The 16,691-nt window shown below is 57.4% G+C and carries 20 protein-coding genes and 1 riboswitch; of the genes, 14 read left to right on the top strand and 6 right to left on the bottom strand.

The window, feature by feature from the left end; genetic code table 11:
• Nucleotides 1–21 precede the first annotated feature (21 nt).
• The 3 genes from ACVWXZ_RS04955 to ACVWXZ_RS04945 all read left to right on the top strand — a co-directional run bounded on the left by ACVWXZ_RS04955 (nt 22) and on the right by ACVWXZ_RS04945 (nt 3,413).
• Nucleotides 22–375 carry an MGMT family protein gene (locus ACVWXZ_RS04955; RefSeq protein WP_457403246.1) on the top strand — a complete coding sequence of 118 codons (354 nt, stop codon included), beginning with the start codon at nt 22–24 and terminating at the stop codon, nt 373–375.
• A 212-nt stretch (nt 376–587) separates the two neighbouring features.
• A complete protein-coding gene (locus tag ACVWXZ_RS04950) occupies nt 588–2,540 on the top strand; it encodes a bifunctional metallophosphatase/5'-nucleotidase (protein WP_457403261.1) in 1,953 nt (650 codons plus the stop codon).
• A gap of 345 nt (nt 2,541–2,885) precedes the next feature.
• Nucleotides 2,886–3,413 (top strand): hypothetical protein, encoded by a 528-nt coding sequence (locus ACVWXZ_RS04945; protein WP_457403245.1) that lies wholly within the window; start codon nt 2,886–2,888, stop codon nt 3,411–3,413.
• 35 nt (nt 3,414–3,448) lie between these two features.
• On the opposite strand, the gene ACVWXZ_RS04940 is transcribed toward ACVWXZ_RS04945, so the two are convergent.
• On the bottom strand, nt 3,449–4,666 hold the full coding sequence (locus tag ACVWXZ_RS04940; RefSeq protein ID WP_457440532.1) for an RNA-guided endonuclease InsQ/TnpB family protein: 1,218 nt from the start codon (nt 4,664–4,666) through the stop codon (nt 3,449–3,451).
• A gap of 57 nt (nt 4,667–4,723) precedes the next feature.
• Between ACVWXZ_RS04940 and tnpA the strand changes: the two genes are divergently transcribed.
• From tnpA to ACVWXZ_RS04915, 5 genes are all read left to right on the top strand, one after another.
• On the top strand, nt 4,724–5,185 hold the full coding sequence (tnpA, locus tag ACVWXZ_RS04935) for an IS200/IS605 family transposase (RefSeq protein WP_457440533.1): 462 nt from the start codon (nt 4,724–4,726) through the stop codon (nt 5,183–5,185).
• Between the two features lie 33 nt (nt 5,186–5,218).
• On the top strand, nt 5,219–5,683 hold the full coding sequence (locus ACVWXZ_RS04930) for a GUN4 domain-containing protein (RefSeq protein ID WP_457403241.1): 465 nt from the start codon (nt 5,219–5,221) through the stop codon (nt 5,681–5,683).
• Nucleotides 5,684–5,728: 45 nt separating this feature from the next.
• Nucleotides 5,729–6,466, top strand: coding sequence for a DUF1995 family protein (locus ACVWXZ_RS04925; RefSeq protein ID WP_457403240.1), 738 nt, complete (start codon nt 5,729–5,731; stop codon nt 6,464–6,466).
• Between the two features lie 112 nt (nt 6,467–6,578).
• Nucleotides 6,579–6,679: riboswitch (TPP riboswitch) on the top strand.
• Between the two features lie 5 nt (nt 6,680–6,684).
• The gene (gene thiC, locus ACVWXZ_RS04920; protein ID WP_457395687.1) at nt 6,685–8,052 is read left to right on the top strand and encodes a phosphomethylpyrimidine synthase ThiC; all 1,368 of its coding nucleotides are present in this window, start codon (nt 6,685–6,687) and stop codon (nt 8,050–8,052) included.
• A gap of 206 nt (nt 8,053–8,258) precedes the next feature.
• Entirely contained in the window at nt 8,259–8,645 is a 387-nt protein-coding gene (locus tag ACVWXZ_RS04915) for a VOC family protein (protein WP_457388271.1), read from the top strand.
• A gap of 138 nt (nt 8,646–8,783) precedes the next feature.
• Here the strand turns inward: ACVWXZ_RS04915 and psbM are convergent, their stop codons facing one another.
• Nucleotides 8,784–8,891, bottom strand: a complete 108-nt coding sequence (gene psbM, locus ACVWXZ_RS04910) for a photosystem II reaction center protein PsbM (protein WP_071818137.1) — start codon at nt 8,889–8,891, stop codon at nt 8,784–8,786.
• A gap of 86 nt (nt 8,892–8,977) precedes the next feature.
• Entirely contained in the window at nt 8,978–9,274 is a 297-nt protein-coding gene (locus ACVWXZ_RS04905; RefSeq protein ID WP_011431947.1) for a 2Fe-2S iron-sulfur cluster-binding protein, read from the bottom strand.
• A 360-nt stretch (nt 9,275–9,634) separates the two neighbouring features.
• Between ACVWXZ_RS04905 and psbB the strand changes: the two genes are divergently transcribed.
• From psbB to ACVWXZ_RS04890, 3 genes are all read left to right on the top strand, one after another.
• On the top strand, nt 9,635–11,167 hold the full coding sequence (gene psbB, locus ACVWXZ_RS04900) for a photosystem II chlorophyll-binding protein CP47 (RefSeq protein ID WP_011431948.1): 1,533 nt from the start codon (nt 9,635–9,637) through the stop codon (nt 11,165–11,167).
• Between the two features lie 106 nt (nt 11,168–11,273).
• A complete protein-coding gene (locus ACVWXZ_RS04895) occupies nt 11,274–11,372 on the top strand; it encodes a photosystem II reaction center protein T (RefSeq protein WP_011431949.1) in 99 nt (32 codons plus the stop codon).
• Nucleotides 11,373–11,758: 386 nt separating this feature from the next.
• Nucleotides 11,759–12,169 (top strand): response regulator, encoded by a 411-nt coding sequence (locus ACVWXZ_RS04890; protein WP_414406411.1) that lies wholly within the window; start codon nt 11,759–11,761, stop codon nt 12,167–12,169.
• Between the two features lie 30 nt (nt 12,170–12,199).
• Here ACVWXZ_RS04890 and purQ read toward each other — a convergent pair whose 3' ends face one another.
• Together purQ and purS are read right to left on the bottom strand one after the other, a co-directional pair.
• Nucleotides 12,200–12,877 (bottom strand): phosphoribosylformylglycinamidine synthase subunit PurQ, encoded by a 678-nt coding sequence (purQ, locus tag ACVWXZ_RS04885; RefSeq protein WP_457482228.1) that lies wholly within the window; start codon nt 12,875–12,877, stop codon nt 12,200–12,202.
• Nucleotides 12,878–13,050: 173 nt separating this feature from the next.
• Nucleotides 13,051–13,308 carry a phosphoribosylformylglycinamidine synthase subunit PurS gene (gene purS, locus ACVWXZ_RS04880; RefSeq protein WP_414350493.1) on the bottom strand — a complete coding sequence of 86 codons (258 nt, stop codon included), beginning with the start codon at nt 13,306–13,308 and terminating at the stop codon, nt 13,051–13,053.
• A 62-nt stretch (nt 13,309–13,370) separates the two neighbouring features.
• Here purS and ACVWXZ_RS04875 point away from each other — a divergent pair, with 62 nt between their 5' ends.
• Nucleotides 13,371–14,144, top strand: a complete 774-nt coding sequence (locus tag ACVWXZ_RS04875; RefSeq protein ID WP_457473543.1) for an ABC transporter permease — start codon at nt 13,371–13,373, stop codon at nt 14,142–14,144.
• 16 nt (nt 14,145–14,160) lie between these two features.
• Nucleotides 14,161–14,889 (top strand): 2-phosphosulfolactate phosphatase family protein, encoded by a 729-nt coding sequence (locus tag ACVWXZ_RS04870; RefSeq protein WP_011431954.1) that lies wholly within the window; start codon nt 14,161–14,163, stop codon nt 14,887–14,889.
• Nucleotides 14,890–15,025: 136 nt separating this feature from the next.
• Here the strand turns inward: ACVWXZ_RS04870 and ACVWXZ_RS04865 are convergent, their stop codons facing one another.
• Entirely contained in the window at nt 15,026–15,310 is a 285-nt protein-coding gene (locus tag ACVWXZ_RS04865; RefSeq protein ID WP_414355344.1) for a hypothetical protein, read from the bottom strand.
• A 244-nt stretch (nt 15,311–15,554) separates the two neighbouring features.
• On the opposite strand from ACVWXZ_RS04865, the gene argC reads away from it, so the two are divergent.
• Nucleotides 15,555–16,661, top strand: a complete 1,107-nt coding sequence (gene argC / locus ACVWXZ_RS04860) for an N-acetyl-gamma-glutamyl-phosphate reductase (protein ID WP_011431956.1) — start codon at nt 15,555–15,557, stop codon at nt 16,659–16,661.
• Nucleotides 16,662–16,691: the final 30 nt, after the last annotated feature.

The following is a 16,691-nucleotide window of genomic DNA, read 5'->3' as shown; positions in this document are numbered from 1 at the left end:
CAAGTTTGAGCGAGGATCCCTGTGACCCAGTCTGGCTCCACTAGCGCTCCATCTACTAGCCTCTACCAGCGCTTTTACGAAGTGGTGCGGCGGATCCCGCCGGGCCGAGTGGCCACCTATGGGCAGGTGGCGCGGGTTGCCGGTTACCCCGGCTATGCTCGCCAGGTGGGCTATGCTTTGTTTCGCCTGCAAGGCCAAAACACCGACATCCCTTGGCAACGGGTGATCAACGCCCAGGGCTGCATTTCCTACTCCCCCTTTCGCCTTGGCTACGACGACTTGCAAAAAGTCCTACTCCAAGCCGAAGGGATCCACTTCGACGCCGAGGGCCAGGTGGACTTGCAACAATTTGGCTGGGATCCATGGGAAGCTTAACCTAAACTTGACCTAACCTTAGACAGGCCATAACGAAACCCCCATCCCACCCCTGGTAACGTGAACGCGGATGCGTCCTCTCTTGCGGATGGAGTGAAGGAATTGTCATGAAACCAGCTTGCCGTGCTCGAGGGTCTGCCCCTGCCAAGAGATGGCTCCCGGATTGGCTGAACCCTCTGGCCAGGTCCCTGTGGGTCGGGTTGTGGTGTTTGGTGCTGAGCCTGGCCAGCGCCTGCGGTAGCAGCAGCTCGGTTCCCCCAACCGGCGGAGGGGCTGGGTTTATCGCCTCGGATCCCAATGTGGCTCTCTCGACTCAGCCGCCCGCTTTTACCCTACAAATCCTACACGCCAGCGACTTGGAAGCCTCGATAGCTGCCGTACAAGATGCGCCGCGCTTCTCGGCGGTGGTGAACGCTCTGCGCCCCCAATTCCCAAATACGGTGGTGCTCTCCAGTGGGGACAACTATATCCCCAGCCCCTTCTACAACGCCAGCACGGATCGGTCTCTGCAAGGCCGTTACAACCTCACCCCTGGCAAAGCCGATATCGAGATCATCAACGCCATTGGCTTTGAGGCGGCTGCCTTCGGCAACCACGAGTTCGACCAGGGCACGCGCCAAATTCGCGACCTCATCCGGCCCGACACTGGCCGCGGCTACGCTGGGGCTCGTTTTCCCTACTTGAGCGCCAACCTCAGCTTCAGCGGTACCGGCGAATTGGCCAGCGCTGACTTTGCCGCCGATGGCCAAGAGGCCAGCTCCATTCGAGGCAGAATTGCCAAGACAGCAGTGATTACCGTAGGAGGGCAGCGAATTGGCTTGGTGGGAGCCACCACCACTCGCTTGGCTGCCATTTCCAGCCCCGGCCCAGAGGTGAGGGTAGAAGGCAGGGTGGACGACACCGACCAGGTAAGTGCTGCCCTGATCCAGGGCTTTGTCGATCAACTCACCGCTCAGGGCATCAACAAAATTATCCTCCTAGCCCATCTGCAACAGTTGCAAAACGAGGTAGCCCTGGCCAGCCAATTGCGAAATGTGGACATCATCATTGCCGGCGGATCCCACCGGGTGATCGCCAAGCCCACCGATCGCCTGCGCACTGATTTGCCCGATACCCGCAGGGGTGACTACCCCATCTTGCGCTCCTCCGCCAGTGGTCAACCGGTGGCGGTGGTCAACACCGGCTCCAACTATCGCTACGTGGGCCGCCTGGTGGTCAGCTTTGACGCCAACGGGGTTATTGCCCGCATTGACCCGGTGAGCGGTGCCTATGCCACCGACGACCAAGGGGTAGCAGCTGTCAGGGGCACCCCCAATCCTGACGTAGTGCGGATAGCCAACGAAATTGGCAACATCATCCGCACCAAAGATGGCCGCACCTTCGGCTCCACCACCCAATTTCTCAACGGCCTGCGGGCAGAGGTGCGCACCGAGGAAACCAACCTGGGCAACCTCACTGCCGATGCCAACTTGGCCTACGCCAGAACGGTCGATCCTTCTACGGTTATCTCCCTGAAAAATGGCGGTGGCATTCGCGCTCCCATTGGGGCTACCACCGGCGGCGGCGGCGGTGAGCCGGTGCGGCGCATCCCACCGGTGGCTAACCCTGAAGCCGGCAAGCAGTCCGGTCAAATCTCTCAGCTGGACATCGAAACGGCCCTTGCTTTTAACAACGGCCTCTCTCTGTTGACCGTCACCGCTGAGGAACTGAAGCAGATAGTGGAACACGGGGTGGCGCAAACCCAGCCGGGAGCTACGCCGGGCCGCTTCCCCCAAATTGGCGGCTTTGCCTTTAGCTTTGATCCCTCGCGGCCACCGGGATCCCGCGTCCTCTCCTTGCGGGTGGATACGCCCACAGGTCGGGATGTGGTGGTGCGCAACGGCCAAGTGCAAGGGGATCCCAGACGCACCTTCCGCCTGGTGACCCTGGACTTCTTGGCCAATGGTGGGGATGACTATCCCTTCCCTCGCCTGTCTAACCCCAACCGGGTCAACTTGGCCCCCAGCTCTGGCATTACCTTCGACACCCCCGGCAGCGAGCAAGATGCCTTGGCTCGGTATTTGCGGCAGATCGGCGTGTTCACCGAACCGGACACCCCGCCGGCCCAGGATACCCGCATCCAGAACCTGTCGGCCCGCCCAGATACGGTGCTGCAAGGTCTGTAGATTGGGTTAACAGACTGGGGCAGATTGGTCCAGAGGAGTGGTAATCCGGTGCCGGGCTTCCTTCTTGCCAAAGGGGAGATTGGCTTGGATGAGTTGCCTCAGCAGCGTGCCGGAGAAATGTCTTGAGCTTTTTAGGAAGGGATCCCTGGCCAGTGTCAAGGATCCCTTTTCTTTTTCCTACTCCTATCCCTGCTGGTGTTACTTGGCAACGTTTACCGGGGTGCCCAGGCGGGCTGTAAACCTTGCGGGCATTGCCCACAATAGGTGGATTTGTATACGGATTGAGTTGCTTCCTCAAGGAGGAATCATTACCATCAAGGGTGACGTCCGCTCCTTTTGTTGTTCATGACTCTGGAGAAGTTTTTTACCCAGCTCAACGCCAATGGCTTAGCCATTGCGCTTTTGCTCTTTGCCACCCCTTGGGTGGTTTGGGTTCTCTGCGACTGGATCCCAGGCCAATGGGAGGAGCCTTTTTTGCTCAGCTTAAGTATCGGCTTGGGAGCGGTAACTCTTGTCCTCTGGGCGGGCTACTTGGCCTATGCCACCAACACCGCCGGCTGGCAGGCGGTGGTGAAGCAGGCGGATATGTTCTTGCTGCTGGTGCCTCCCTGGACTTTTCTTAGCTCCATCTGGGTGGCACGCCAGCGCATGCCTCTCTCGCGGGTGCCGGCTTTTCGCACCTTGCAAGGGATCGGCATTTTGGCGGCAGTCTATCTTATTTTTTCTTGGCTCAGTCGCCGGGTTTATCTTGTCTTCTTTTCCCGCCTACCCTTTTCGGCTTTCTTGTGGATCCTGGCAGGGCTGTTGGGGGTGGCGTACATCGGCTATCGCATCATCTTCGGGGATCCGCCCAAGTACCCGCCTGAAACCTGAGGGGACGGACAGCAGGGAGTGACATACTCCCGCACTCATGCTGACGCACAGGCGGGCTTCTCAGTGACTCCTGTGAAGGACATTTCCTGAGCTTTAAGGACGGGATGCCCCACCGCCCTGTATTTGATGTTGATCGCCGCGTTGTGGTCTCGGTGCAGTTCCAGTCCACAATGCGGGCAAGAGTGCCATCTGTCTCGGATGGTCTTCGGTACCTTTTGGCCGCACCGAGAGCAGTTTTGGCTTGTGCCGCTTGGATCTACTGCGATCACCCTCAGCCCAGCTCTTTCAGCCTTGACTGCGAGAATCCGCAGGAATTGCCCCCACCCGGCATCATAAGTAGATTTCGCTAGTTTGGTTCTGGCAATACCTTTGATGTTGAGCGCCTCATACGCAATATGCTTTCCCTTGCTTACCAGCTTCTTGGCTGTTTTGTAGTGGAAGTCTTTACGCTGGTTGGCCACCCTGAGATGAGCCTTGGCCACCCGCTTCAGGGCTTTCTTACGGCGGTTTGACCCTTTCTGCTTGCGGGATAAAGACCGCTGCAGCCTCTCCAGCCGCTTTTGGGCGCGGCGGTAATACTGGGGCACTGGGACGGACTCCCCCGTATCGGTCGTCAAAAAGGAGTCCAGCCCCATGTCGATCCCCATGGTGTTCTCCAGTGTTGGCAGGTCAGGAGTGAACTCGGGGACAGACGTATCTTGCAGGCTTAATGTCACATACCACCCGTCCGCTTTGCGGGTGATGGTAGCAGTCTTGATGACAAAACCGTCAGGCAAAGGACGGTGCTGAATCAGCTTAACTGTGCCAATCTTGGGCAGATGAATGAACTTCCCCTGAAGGCAGTCCTGCTTCATCTGGGGGAAGGTGAAGGAACGATACCGGCCCACCCCCTTGAATCTCGGCCTCCCTATCCTCTTGCCGTTGCGGTCGCCTTTCAGCCAGCGGTCGAATGCTTTGTGCACTCGCTCTACGCAATCTTGGAGGACTTGCGAGTGGACTGCTTGGTATTCGGGGAACCTTGCCTTGGTGTTCACCAAGTCTCGTTTTTGGGAGTAGACATCCGGCCTGTCTCTCAGCTCAGGCAAATGACAGATTAAAGGGCAAGCGTTGATATCACAGCGGTTTTGCTCCCACCAGTTAAACCGCTCTGCCAGCCGATAGTTGTACTGCTTGCGCAACAGCTCCAGCCACTGATCCATCAGGGCAGCTTGGCTGGGCGTAGGCCGCAGACGGTACTGATAAGCAGTCCTCATCTTAAGCGTGCCTAGAAACCGCTACACTGATTATAGCACCAGTAAGGATTAGCAGCCATGAAGCATGATTTTGTTTCCAGCGGCAGAGCTGTATCTGATTTGAAGGCACACTTGGTCTTAACCACCAAGTACCGTCGCAAGGTATTTACCAGAGAAATGTTGCAGCGATTGCATGAAGTTATGTATGACCTCTGCCAAAAGTGGGGCTGCAAACTTATTGAGTTTAACGGCGAGGCAGACCATATTCATCTGCTGTTCCAGTACTATCCGCAGATAGATCTGTCCAAGTTGGTAAACAACATTAAATCCGTCTCTAGCCGTAGGATGAGAAGCGAGTTTGCGGACTACATCAGCAAGATATATCGGAAAAATGTACTGTGGAATGAATCTTATTTCATCGCTTCATGTGGTGGGGTGACGGTCTCGGTTTTGTGCCAGTACATTGAAAACCAAGGAACTCCCGCCTCTCATCCCGACCCTCGTCCTGCGGACAGAGGGCGGGGCTTCTCGGCGGACTAGCTAAAATCAAGGGAGACCTTTTGCAACTTGGCAATGGTGACCGTCCCTCTGACTTCAGCCCTGAATATCGACTATCGTCCTCTACAGGAGCTGTTATCGGCGGGAGCCTGGCTGGAGGCGGATCGGCTGAGCCTACAACTGCTATGTCGGGCGGCAGGAGAGGGGGCAGCGCGGCGGGGCTGGCTGTATTTTTCCGAGGTGAGCCGGATTCCGGTGGAGGATTTGCGAACGATTGATCACCTGTGGCGAGTGGCCTCTGGGGATCGCTTTGGCTACTCGGTGCAGCGACAATTGTGGTTGGGGGTGAACCGCAACTGGGAGCGCCTCTGGCCCCTCATCGGCTGGAAGCAGGGCTACCACTGGACTCGCTACCCTGACGAGTTCATCTGGGATCTCTCCGCCCCCAAGGGCCACCTGCCCCTTTCCAACCAACTGCGGGGGGTGCGGGTTCTGGAGGAGTTGCTCACCCACAAGGCTTGGGAAGACTCGTCAGGCTAGGCAACCGTTTCTTGAACCTTGTTGGATCTGAATTGGATCTGAGCTGTGGCCGAGCAACTGCAACTGACTCAATTTCCCGACCTGCCCGTCGATCTGGCCCAAGCCTGCGAACAAGCCATTCGGGCAACTCGCTTGGCCATGCAAGCGGGGTATCGCCGCCTGCTCATCGAGATCCTGGCCCCCGACATCAAGCCAGAAGTATTGTCCCGCCCGTTCTTGGAGCTGCTGCAACCGCCTGCTTTGGTGCTATTCAGCGATGCCGGCGGAGCAGCCCTGGCCCAGCGGGAATGGGGATCCCTGCCAGAAGGGATTGAATTACAGAGCTTGACTTCCCGGACTCAACCTACCCCAGAACAGAGCCTCCTGCTGGTGATGCCAGCGGTTTACAGCTTGGATCAGGTGGAGCGGGTTTGCCAAGCGGTCAGCGGTGGGGATCCCTCTGGGCTGGCTTCCAAAGGACGGGATCCCAAACCCGTCGTTCTCCTCAACCCCCAATTGCAGGATGCCGCCACCGTGGGGGTGGGTCTGGCCGGTCGCCGGCTGCGGCAGCGGTTCCTGAGCACCTTTGAGACCAGCTACTACCTGCGCTCCCTGGTGGAGGGGGCCCTGTTTCGGGCCTATCCGGATCCCTGGAGCGTGTGGCAGCAGGAAGAGCCCGGCCTCTACAGCGTCTTGAAGACTTTTATTGCCCAGCCCACCGGCGAGGAAGTGGCCGAACTGTTCAGGGCCAGCAAGGGAAAGGATCCCTGGTGGAGCTGGCGGCGCTGGCTGGGATCCCTGTGAGGGTCAGGATCTCATGGGGAGAGAGGCCAGGGGTGAGGGTTAGTACTATCTCAAACTCTTTTAATAAAGACTATAAAGCTCCCCGCCTCATCTCTATTTCGGTGATATGATCACACCACGCTAGGAGTGTCTGGGGATCCCCCCCAGGCTGAGATTACATCCTCAGAACCTGATCTGGTTCATACCAGCGTAGGAAAGCGAGCACTGGAGTTGACAACATGCGCAGCGAATGGGTTGCCCGTCGCCGTGGGCAAGCAAATGTAACGCAGATGCACTTTGCCCGTCAGGGCGCGATTACCGAAGAGATGGAGTACGTGGCCCGGCGGGAAAACCTGCCGCCGGAACTGATCCGCTCGGAAGTGGCCCGGGGTCGCATGATCATCCCTGCCAACATCAATCACACCAACCTCGAGCCGATGTGCATTGGGATCGCTTCCCGGTGCAAAGTCAATGCCAACATTGGCGCTTCCCCTACTTCTTCCGGCTTGGCCGAAGAGCTGGAAAAGCTGAAATTGGCCATCAAATACGGCGCCGATACCGTTATGGATCTGTCCACCGGCGGGGGCGATTTGGATGAAATTCGCACAGCCATTATCCAAGCTTCTCCAGTGCCCATTGGCACGGTGCCCATCTACCAGGCCCTAGAAAGCGTGCATGGCAATGTCGAAAAACTCTCGGCAGAAGATATCTTGCATATTATCGAAAAGCAGGCCCAGCAAGGGGTGGACTACATGACCATCCATGCCGGGATCCTGATCGAATATCTGCCGTTGGTGCGCCATCGCCTGACGGGAATTGTTTCTCGTGGGGGTGGGATCCTGGCCCGTTGGATGTTGGCCCACCACAAACAAAACCCGCTTTATACCCACTTCCGCGACATTATCGAGATTTTCAAGAAATACGATGTTTCTTTTAGTCTGGGAGATTCTTTGCGACCGGGATGTTTGCACGATGCCTCTGATGAGGCGCAACTGGCGGAGTTGAAAACCCTGGGCCAGCTGACCCGCATGGCCTGGGAGCACGATGTGCAGGTGATGGTAGAAGGGCCGGGGCACGTGCCGATGGATCAAATTGAATTTAACGTGCGCAAGCAAATGGAGGAGTGCGACGAAGCTCCCTTCTACGTTTTGGGGCCTTTGGTAACCGATATTGCGGCAGGCTATGACCACATCAGCTCCGCCATTGGGGCGGCCTTGGCTGGCTGGTATGGTGCGGCAATGCTCTGCTACGTCACCCCCAAGGAACACTTGGGTTTGCCCAATGCTGAGGACGTGCGCAACGGCCTCATTGCCTACAAAATTGCCGCCCATGCTGCCGACATTGCCCGTCACCGGCCTGGGGCCAGGGATCGCGATGATGAGATGTCCAGAGCTCGCTATAACTTCGACTGGAACCGGCAGTTTGAATTGTCTTTGGATCCAGAACGCGCCAGAGAATATCACGACGAAACCTTGCCGGCAGATATCTACAAAACGGCAGAGTTCTGCTCCATGTGTGGGCCAAAGTTTTGCCCTATGCAAACTAAGATGGATGCAGAGGCTTTGAGCGAGCTGGAGCGGTTCTTGGCCGCGCAGCCAACAGGATAAGTCTTGGTTCATCCCCAATCCAATGGGTTGAAACCATCTTCTGTCCTGCCTATGGACTGGATTGGGATCCCAGCCTCAAGCTGTCAAAAAGTTGGGTCTAAAGTTCTGTCCTACCGCAGGGATCCCTGCCCTTTGTGGCGGGGAGTGTGTCAAGCTGATCTGTAGAAGAACCATTGCAGTTGGCTCAATTGAGCACAGAGGATGACATGGCACTTAGACAACTCGGGCATGTCGCCATCCGGGTAGAAGACATCCCCAAGGCGGTGGAGTTCTACCAAAAGCTGGGCATGGTCAACGTCTGGCAGGATCCCGACTGGGCCTACATGAAGGCAGGAGAGGATGGGCTGGCGCTATTGGGGCCGGGCTACCGCGCGGCAGGGCCTCACTTTGGCTTTGTCTTCGACAACCTGGAGGAGCTCCAGCAAGAACACCAGCGCCTGAAATCCCAAGGGATCCTGGTGGGGGAAATCCACAGCCACCGGGATGGCACTGCCTCTTTCTATGGCAAGGATCCCGACGGCAACCTGTTTGAGTTTTTGTATGAGCCTGCGGGAACCTTCGACCAAGCCAAGGCAGCCCAAGCCACAGCTTGACTTAGCACCTTGAGGGCGCTCCCCCAAGTACTCTCAGTTTGTCCAACGCAAAGGGATCCTCTTGTACACAGGGGATCCCCTTTTTGACCGGCTTTAGGAATACCCCTTGCCCAATTTGAATCGGCAGGAGCTGCCCACTCAGTCGCCAGATCTGCTGGAGGTTTGCACGTACAAAATCACCAGGAAGATGGCGGGCACCAGAACAACTAAGAGGGTGGCCAAGATGCCCAGGTAGTTCGTCTCCATAACTCACAAATGCCACAAGCCCAACTGGCAGTCAGCATACCACTCTGAGGTGCGACTTGCCCAAAGGGAAAACAGGCGGGCCAAGGCTAGGGCTTTGTTTTGACGGAAACATCCCCCAGCACTTTGGTCTGGCAGGCAAGGCGGTAGCTATCGGGCTTGCGCTTGAGCTTGCGGTTTTCTGCCTCGGTGCGAGGGGAGAGGTTCTCGGATCCCTCGACAATCTCCACCACACAGGTGCCACATTGGCCGTTGCCGCCGCAGTTGAGCAGCTTGGCCATCATTTTGTAGAGATCGATCTGGTTTTCCAGAGCCTTCAAGCGCAAGTTAGCGCCTTCAGCGACGAAGATCTCTCGGTTCTCGTTGACGAAGCGGATCGTTGCCATACCCCTGCCAGAAACCACGACACCTTTCAGCCTGAGCCAGGAGAGCGCTCACAGTTGCTAAGTATTGTAACATTTTAAGTCATATTTTTAATCTCCGGCGAGAGATCTGGGATGATGATGCCTAAAGTGAGACGGCATCCTGCCTGAAGCCACTCAGGTCGGTAGCGTTTCGTTATACTGTTTGATGCCCGCGATGGAAATTCTGAGAGCGATATCCTCTTGGGTGCGCTCAGGGGTTCAAGCGGGTGCGGCACCCCTCGACTCTGAAGAAACTGCTCAGGTCAGGATCCCAGGTAAGATGTCGGCTTAATTTTGACTGGATATCGCGCAAGTGTTGGAGAACGTGGAGGACCGAGCTTTATGGGACTACCGTGGTATCGGGTCCATACGGTTGTACTGAATGACCCAGGTCGCCTAATCGCGGTTCACCTGATGCATACTGCTCTGGTAGCAGGTTGGGCCGGGTCGATGGCGCTCTATGAAACGGCCATTTTCGATCCGTCGGATCCTGTCCTGAATCCGATGTGGCGTCAGGGCATGTTTGTCATGCCATTTATGGTTCGCCTGGGGGTGGTCAACTCCTGGGGCGGTTGGAATATCTACGGCGAGAGCGTAGCCAATGCGGGCTTCTGGACGTTTGAAGGGGTAGCTACTGCTCATATCGTTTTGTCCGGATTGCTCTTCTTGGCGGCCTGCTGGCACTGGGTGTACTGGGATCTGGAGCTGTTCCGGGATCCCCGCACCGGCGAGCCGGCTTTGGATCTGCCGAAAATATTTGGGATCCACCTGCTGTTGGCCGGGATCCTCTGCTTTGGGTTTGGCGCCTTTCACCTGACGGGGGTGTTTGGCCCGGGGATGTGGGTGAGCGATCCCTATGCGACGACGGGACACGTCCAGCCGGTAGCACCGGAATGGGGGCCAGCCGGTTTTAACCCCTACAACGCCGGAGGGGTGGTGGCCCACCACATTGCTGCAGGCATCGTGGGCATCATTGCAGGTCTATTTCACATCACGGTACGCCCACCCCAGCGCCTCTATCGCGCTCTGCGAATGGGGAACATCGAGACGGTGCTTTCCAGCTCGATTGCGGCGGTGTTTTTTGCCGGTTTTGTGGTGGCCGGAACCATGTGGTACGGCAGCGCCACTACCCCTGTGGAGCTGTTTGGTCCCACCCGCTACCAATGGGATTCTGGCTATTTCAACCAGGAGATTAACCGCCGGGTAAATGCGGCTATGGAAGCCGGGATGACCCGCAGCGAGGCCTACAACTCCCTGCCCAAATCTTTGCTCTTCTACGACTACGTGGGCAACAGCCCGGCCAAGGGGGGTCTGTTCCGAGCTGGCCCCATGAACAAAGGGGATGGCATTGCCATCGAGTGGCTGGGCTACCCGGTGTTCCGTGACCGCGAAGGGCGTGAGCTGACGGTGCAGCGGATGCCCAACTTCTTCGAGACCTTCCCGGTTATCCTGCGGGATGCCGATGGGGTGGTGCGGGCAGACATTCCCTTCCGTCGGGCAGAGTCTCGCTATAGCTTTGAGCAGGTGGGCGTGACGGTGGAGTTTTACGGCGGCAAGCTGGACGGTCAGGTGTTTACCGACCCGGCAACCGTCAAGAAATATGCCCGCCAGGCCCAGTTGGGTCAGTTGTTTGAGTTCGACCGAGAAACCCCCAAGGCGGACGGCACCTTCCACACCAGCCCCCGCGGTTGGTTTACCTTTGCTCACGCGGTCTTTGCCCTGCTGTTCTTCTTTGGCCACATCTGGCACGGCGCTCGCACTCTCTTCCGCGATGTGTTCGCCGGTATTGACCCCAATATGAGCGAGGAAATGGTGGAGTTCGGCGTCTTCCAGAAAGTAGGGGATCCCACTACTCGCAAGGTTCAGGAAGCCTAGAGCCCTTTTCGGCGATGCCGTCGGCACTCTGCTTCACTTTGGAGATGGGGTGCTAGCGGCTCCGAGTTAATCTGGAATCAAGCCCCCTTAGAAATGGAGGTTTTGTATGGAAGCCATCACCTACACCTTTATCCTGTTTTTGACGTTGGGCCTTCTGTTTTTCGCGGTCGCCTTTCGGGAAACTCCGAGAATTACCAAGAAGTAACCTAGGGTAATGGCTGCCGTTCCTGCCGCGTCGGGCTCAAGCAAGGCAGAAGGAAAGTCAATCTCCTTTGATACCTGTGGTTTAGGTTTACTTCTGGATGGGGCCGGAGCTCTCTCCGGCTTTCCTATTTGCGGTTGGGTAGCGGCAACTCGGAATGGAGTGATTCCAAAATAAATAGTCAAGTAGCGGCAACCTGAGGATCCTTCCTTTTGGGAGAGGAGGGGGGAGTTCTCAGAGCTACTGAGACCCTTTTCGGTACTCTTCAGTACTCTGTAGGAGAACGCTTGTCCTACTGCTCAAATTGAACTCGCTAAGGATGCCTTAGGATGGCTTTTGGGATCCCAGAGACAGCTTAGCTTGGGTTCAGATTCAAGATTGGGTTAACGATGGCAACAGTGCTGCTGGTGGAAGATGATCCGATCAACGCCCGTGTTTTTGAGAAGGTGTTGCGACGGCGGGGCGGGTTTGAGGTCTTTCACAGCCAGGATGTGGAGCAGATTTTGAAGCTGGCCCAGGGGCACGAGGTGGATGTCATTTTGTTGGATGTTTCCCTGTCCCAGAGCACCTTTCGCGGCGAGGCGGTGGACGGGATCCGCATTGCCCAACTGCTGAAGGCGGATCCGAAAAGCCGCTCCATCCCCATTATTTTGGTGACGGCCCATGCGATGCGCGGCGACCGCGAGGCATTCTTGGCCCAGAGCGGGGCAGATGGTTATATCGCCAAGCCAGTGGTGGATCACGAGGAGATGGTGAATCAAGTTCGCCAGGTGTTGTCTCAAGGGCCGAGGCAGGAGTGAGCTGTCCCGGAGAAGAATGGAGGAGAAGAATTAGGCGGCGAAGCTGTGCAAAATCGACTGCCAGAAGGGGATCCCATCCTGCCCTGGCAAATCGGGATCTGCTGCCCGCTCAGGGTGGGGCATTAAACCCAGAATCCGACTGCTGGGATCGCAAATGCCGGCGATGTTGTCCACAGAGCCGTTGGGCGCAACCGGAGCATAGCGAAAGACGATCTGCCCTTGATCCTGCAATTGCTTGAGGGTATCCGGGTCGCAGGTGTAGCGGCCTTCCCCATGGGCGATGGGCAGGGTTAGGGTGGATCCCTGGGGATACGCGCTTGTCCAGGGAAGATCCTGCCGTTCTATACGGATCCCCACTCGGTCGCAGATAAAGTGCAGGTTGGCATTGCGCACCAGCGCCCCCGGCAGCAGGCCCGCCTCTGTTAAGATCTGAAAGCCATTGCAGATGCCCAGCACATAGCCCCCTCGCGCTACGTGCCCCTTCAGGGATCCCATCACCGGAGCAAAACGAGCGATGGCCCCACAACGCAAATAATCCCCATAGCTGAAGCCCCCCGGCAGCACCACCACATCCAGCTCCGACAAATCCGTCTCTCGGTGCCAGATCAGCCGCGTTGGGCAGCCCAAGAGGCCGCGGGTTACCCAGGCTACATCTCGGTCGCAGTTGGAACCCGGAAAAACAACAATGCCAAACCTCACGCCAGCCATTGGGATCCCTTAAGTGAGAGGAAAGAAGAGGGTGTGGTTGTAGCTATCCTAGAGAGCTTGAGACATTTTCCCAGTTTCTCTCCCCTAAGAAAAAACTGCGCTCCGTGAAATGGACAATTTCACAGTTGTTTGGAACGCCTCAAGTCAACCTCAAATCACCTGAACCCATCAAATCAGCCACCGATGGGATCCACTTGGATTTGATAAGTCTCAATCACCGGGTTGGCCAGCAGTTGATGGCACAGCTCATCCACCTGGCGGTGGGCGGTCTCGGCGTCGGGGGCCTCTAGCTGCAGTTGGATATGCTTGCCAATGCGCACCTGCTGTACCTGGGTATGCCCCAGCTGATGCAAGCTGGACTGAACCGCAGCCCCGGCGGGATCGAGAACAGAGGGGCGTAGGTGAATCTGAATCTGGGCCTGGAACTGCATAGAATAAAGGCTGGATCTGTTACCAGTGTATCAGTCGGATCATCACAGCTTTGGGTTCAGTCATGGATGCGTCGCGCGTGGTGGCCATTGCCCACAACGTTTTCCGGGAAACGATTCGGGATCGGATTCTCTACCTGGTGATGGTATTTGCGGTGGCCATGCTGGGAGCCACTGTTTTGATCCCGCAGGTGGCCAACCAGGCCCACAACAAAATCATTGCCGACCTGGGGTTGGCGGCCATTCACTTCTTCGGCCTGATCGTGGCCATTTTCGTGGGCACAGGGCTGGTGAATAAGGAGATTGAAAGACGCACGGTGTATGTGCTGATCGCCAAACCCATGAGCCGGGCAGAGTTCATTGTCGGCAAGCATCTGGGCCTATCGGCGCTGCTGTCGGTGCTGGTGCTGCTGATGACGGTTGTGTTTCTGCTGAGCTTGCTGCTGATGCAGGCCCCGATCCCCCTTTTGGCCATTCTCTGGGCAACAGTCTTCACTTTCTTAGAGCTGGTGCTGATTGTTGCCGCAGCCCTGCTGTTCGGGGTTTTCACTTCCTCGATTCTGGCCACCCTCTACACCATTGCCCTGTTCCTGATGGGCCATGCCAGCCGCGCCCTGCTGCAACTGAGCAAGCTGGTGAAAGATGCCGGATTTGGCAAACTGTTTGAGGTGATTTATTTGATCCTGCCGGATTTGGAGCGCCTCAATTTGAGAGATGCTGCGGTTTACGGCCAAGTTCCGCCCCCAGCAGAACTTCTCGGAGATGCACTGTACGGCTTGGTTTACACCCTTTTGCTGCTGATTCTGGCAGTGTTGGTGTTCGCCCGGCGTGAGTTCTGACGTTACCTCTTCCCCCATGCGTTTTTTCCACTTCTATACGCCCGAACAGGTGCCTTCATCTGGGATCCCGGAGTGTGCGGTGGCCATTGATGTGCTGCGGGCCACCACCACCATTGCCACAGCGCTGGCAGCAGGAGCAGAAGCGGTACAGGTGTTTGCCCACCTGCAGCAGCTCCAAGAGGCAAGCCAAAACTGGCCGGCTTCCCAGCGGCTTTTGGCCGGGGAACGGGGGGGCAAAGCGGTGGCGGGGTTTGATCTGGGCAACTCCCCCCTCGACTACACTCCCGACCGCGTGCGGGACAAGCGCATCTTCCTGAGCACCACCAACGGCACGCGCAGCCTACAACGCCTGGAAGGGATCCCAGTGGTGATTACAGCAGCCCTGGTGAACTTGGGAGCCGTGGTGGATTTTCTCAGACGGGGCTCCTTTGCCGAGGTGTGGCTGGTGGGATCCGGGTGGGAAGGGGCCTTTTCGCTGGAAGATACTGCCTGTGCCGGGGCTATCCTGCATCGCCTGGGCTGCTCTTTGAACCAGTTGGGCAACGACGAGACCTTGGCGGCCTTGGCCCTGTACCAAACTTGGCAGGACGATCTGCTGGGTTTGTTGAGACGCTCTAGCCACGGGCAACGGTTGTTGGGGCTGGGGCCGGAAAACGATCAGGATCTGGCCTATTGTGCCGATCTGGATCGTCTCTCGGTGGTGCCCCGACAGGTTCAGCCAGGGGTTTTGGCCAGTGGCGGGTAGATTTTGGACAGGTGGAGCGACCTGTGGATCCCACCACCCTCTGGGCTGGAAGTAGGCGGCCATTGTCAGCATGGGCTGGATCTCAACAGGCCGGGCGTAGGCTTGGGGATCCTTCCACGCCAGATATGGTCTTCGGCTAACCTGCTTGTGCCGTGTCGGGGGCAATGCCCAGCGCTTTCTGGTGCAGCCACGCCTGCCATTCCCCTGGGATCAGCTTGTTGTTAAACGCATCGCCAGAAACAAACATATCCCGCTGATTCTGGGCCAACACAAAAATGGAGCGGCGATCGAAATGGGAAGTGAGTTTGTAGAGGGTGTAGGGGCCTTCTGAGTAGAGGGTCAGAGTTTCCTGATCCAGGCCATGGCGGCTGCTTTGGCCGTAGGCCCGCAAGACAATGTTGATCAATCGCTCATAGTGCATAGACCGTAGATCGGCTAGAAAGCTCCACAGAACACAGACAGACTTAAGGTAAGGATGGAAACCGCTGCCAAGGCCCAAGCAGCTCAAGTTAACTCAGCATAACAAATCCTCTTGGATTGCTAGGCAACGCCAACGCGAATGAACAAGATGGGATCCGCACCCATGCAGCGTCAAATGCAGCAGAAAAATGCGGTAGAACTTAAGGCAAGCCATCACGCAACCCTCTTGCACAGGCAGCCCCCCCATGGCCAACATGGCGCCCCGCCCACCCCACCCCACAGAGCCTGTCCGCATTGGCATTGTCGGCGCTTCCGGCTACGGAGGGGTGCAGTTGGTGCGGCTGCTGAGCGAGCACCCTGGCGTGCAGATCACCTACCTGGCTGGGCAAGACAGCGCCGGCAAGCGCTACGGGGATCTCTATCCCCAGTTGGCCCAGGCCGTGGATCTGACCGTTCAGCCGGTAGAGGTGGATCGTATTGCCGCCAACAGCGATGTGGTGTTTTTGTCTCTCCCCAATGGGCTGGCTGCTGAGCTGGCTCCGCCTTTGCTGGCCAAGGGGTGCAAAGTCTTGGATTTGTCGGCAGATTACCGCTTTCGCAACCTGGCCACCTACCAATCTTGGTACCGCATGGGTCAGACGGATCCCAACTGGCCCAGCCCTGCCTATCGCCAGGCCAATGAGCAGGCGGTCTATGGGTTGCCGGAACTTTATCGCGAGGCGATTGCCCAAGCCCAACTGGTGGGCTGTCCCGGCTGTTATCCCACTGCCTCGTTGTTGGCGGTTGCCCCTCTGCTGCGGCAGGGGTTGGTGGAGCTGGACAGCCTCATTTTCGATGCCAAATCCGGCGTTTCGGGGGCAGGTCGTACCCCCAAGGTGGGATCCCTGTTTGCCGAAGTGGACGGCTCTCTGGCAGCTTATGGAGTGGCCCAGCACCGCCATACGCCCGAGATCGAGCAAGCTTGCACCGACCTGACCCACACCCCCATCACCGTGCAATTTACGCCCCATCTGGTGCCCATGGTGCGGGGGATCCACGTCACCTTGTATGCCACTCTGCGGGATCCCGGCTTTGTGGGGGAAGATTTGCTCACCATTTACAATGCTTTCTATCGCCAATCTCCTTGGGTGAAGGTGCTGCCGCGGGGGGTTTACCCGCAAACCAAATGGGTCTCCGGCACCAACACCTGCATGATCGGGGTGGAGGTGGACAGCCGCACCAACCGCGTTATTGTCCTGTCGGTGATCGACAACCTGATGAAAGGGCAAGCCGGGCAGGCAGTGCAGTGTCTCAACTTGATGATGGGATGGCCGGAAACGTTGGGTTTGCCTCGGCTGGCGTTTTACCCCTAGCTATAATGCCCGTGATCCCCTTGAAGCGGA

It is taken from the genome of Thermostichus sp. MS-CIW-38 (assembly GCF_054058415.1).
The sequence above is the reverse complement of the archived record's forward strand: the minus strand, read 5'-3'. Positions and strand labels throughout refer to the sequence as shown.

Coding starts and splice junctions, on each gene's coding strand:
- ACVWXZ_RS04945 (WP_457403245.1), top strand. CDS start 2,886: ATGACTCTGGAGAAGTTTTTTACCCAGCTCAACGCCAATGGCTTAGCC.
- ACVWXZ_RS04940 (WP_457440532.1), bottom strand. CDS start 4,666: ATGAGGACTGCTTATCAGTACCGTCTGCGGCCTACGCCCAGCCAAGCT.
- tnpA (WP_457440533.1), top strand. CDS start 4,724: ATGAAGCATGATTTTGTTTCCAGCGGCAGAGCTGTATCTGATTTGAAG.
- ACVWXZ_RS04930 (WP_457403241.1), top strand. CDS start 5,219: ATGGTGACCGTCCCTCTGACTTCAGCCCTGAATATCGACTATCGTCCT.
- thiC (WP_457395687.1), top strand. CDS start 6,685: ATGCGCAGCGAATGGGTTGCCCGTCGCCGTGGGCAAGCAAATGTAACG.
- ACVWXZ_RS04915 (WP_457388271.1), top strand. CDS start 8,259: ATGGCACTTAGACAACTCGGGCATGTCGCCATCCGGGTAGAAGACATC.
- psbM (WP_071818137.1), bottom strand. CDS start 8,891: ATGGAGACGAACTACCTGGGCATCTTGGCCACCCTCTTAGTTGTTCTG.
- ACVWXZ_RS04905 (WP_011431947.1), bottom strand. CDS start 9,274: ATGGCAACGATCCGCTTCGTCAACGAGAACCGAGAGATCTTCGTCGCT.
- psbB (WP_011431948.1), top strand. CDS start 9,635: ATGGGACTACCGTGGTATCGGGTCCATACGGTTGTACTGAATGACCCA.
- ACVWXZ_RS04895 (WP_011431949.1), top strand. CDS start 11,274: ATGGAAGCCATCACCTACACCTTTATCCTGTTTTTGACGTTGGGCCTT.
- ACVWXZ_RS04890 (WP_414406411.1), top strand. CDS start 11,759: ATGGCAACAGTGCTGCTGGTGGAAGATGATCCGATCAACGCCCGTGTT.
- purQ (WP_457482228.1), bottom strand. CDS start 12,877: ATGGCTGGCGTGAGGTTTGGCATTGTTGTTTTTCCGGGTTCCAACTGC.
- purS (WP_414350493.1), bottom strand. CDS start 13,308: ATGCAGTTCCAGGCCCAGATTCAGATTCACCTACGCCCCTCTGTTCTC.
- ACVWXZ_RS04875 (WP_457473543.1), top strand. CDS start 13,371: ATGGATGCGTCGCGCGTGGTGGCCATTGCCCACAACGTTTTCCGGGAA.
- ACVWXZ_RS04870 (WP_011431954.1), top strand. CDS start 14,161: ATGCGTTTTTTCCACTTCTATACGCCCGAACAGGTGCCTTCATCTGGG.
- ACVWXZ_RS04865 (WP_414355344.1), bottom strand. CDS start 15,310: ATGCACTATGAGCGATTGATCAACATTGTCTTGCGGGCCTACGGCCAA.
- argC (WP_011431956.1), top strand. CDS start 15,555: ATGGCCAACATGGCGCCCCGCCCACCCCACCCCACAGAGCCTGTCCGC.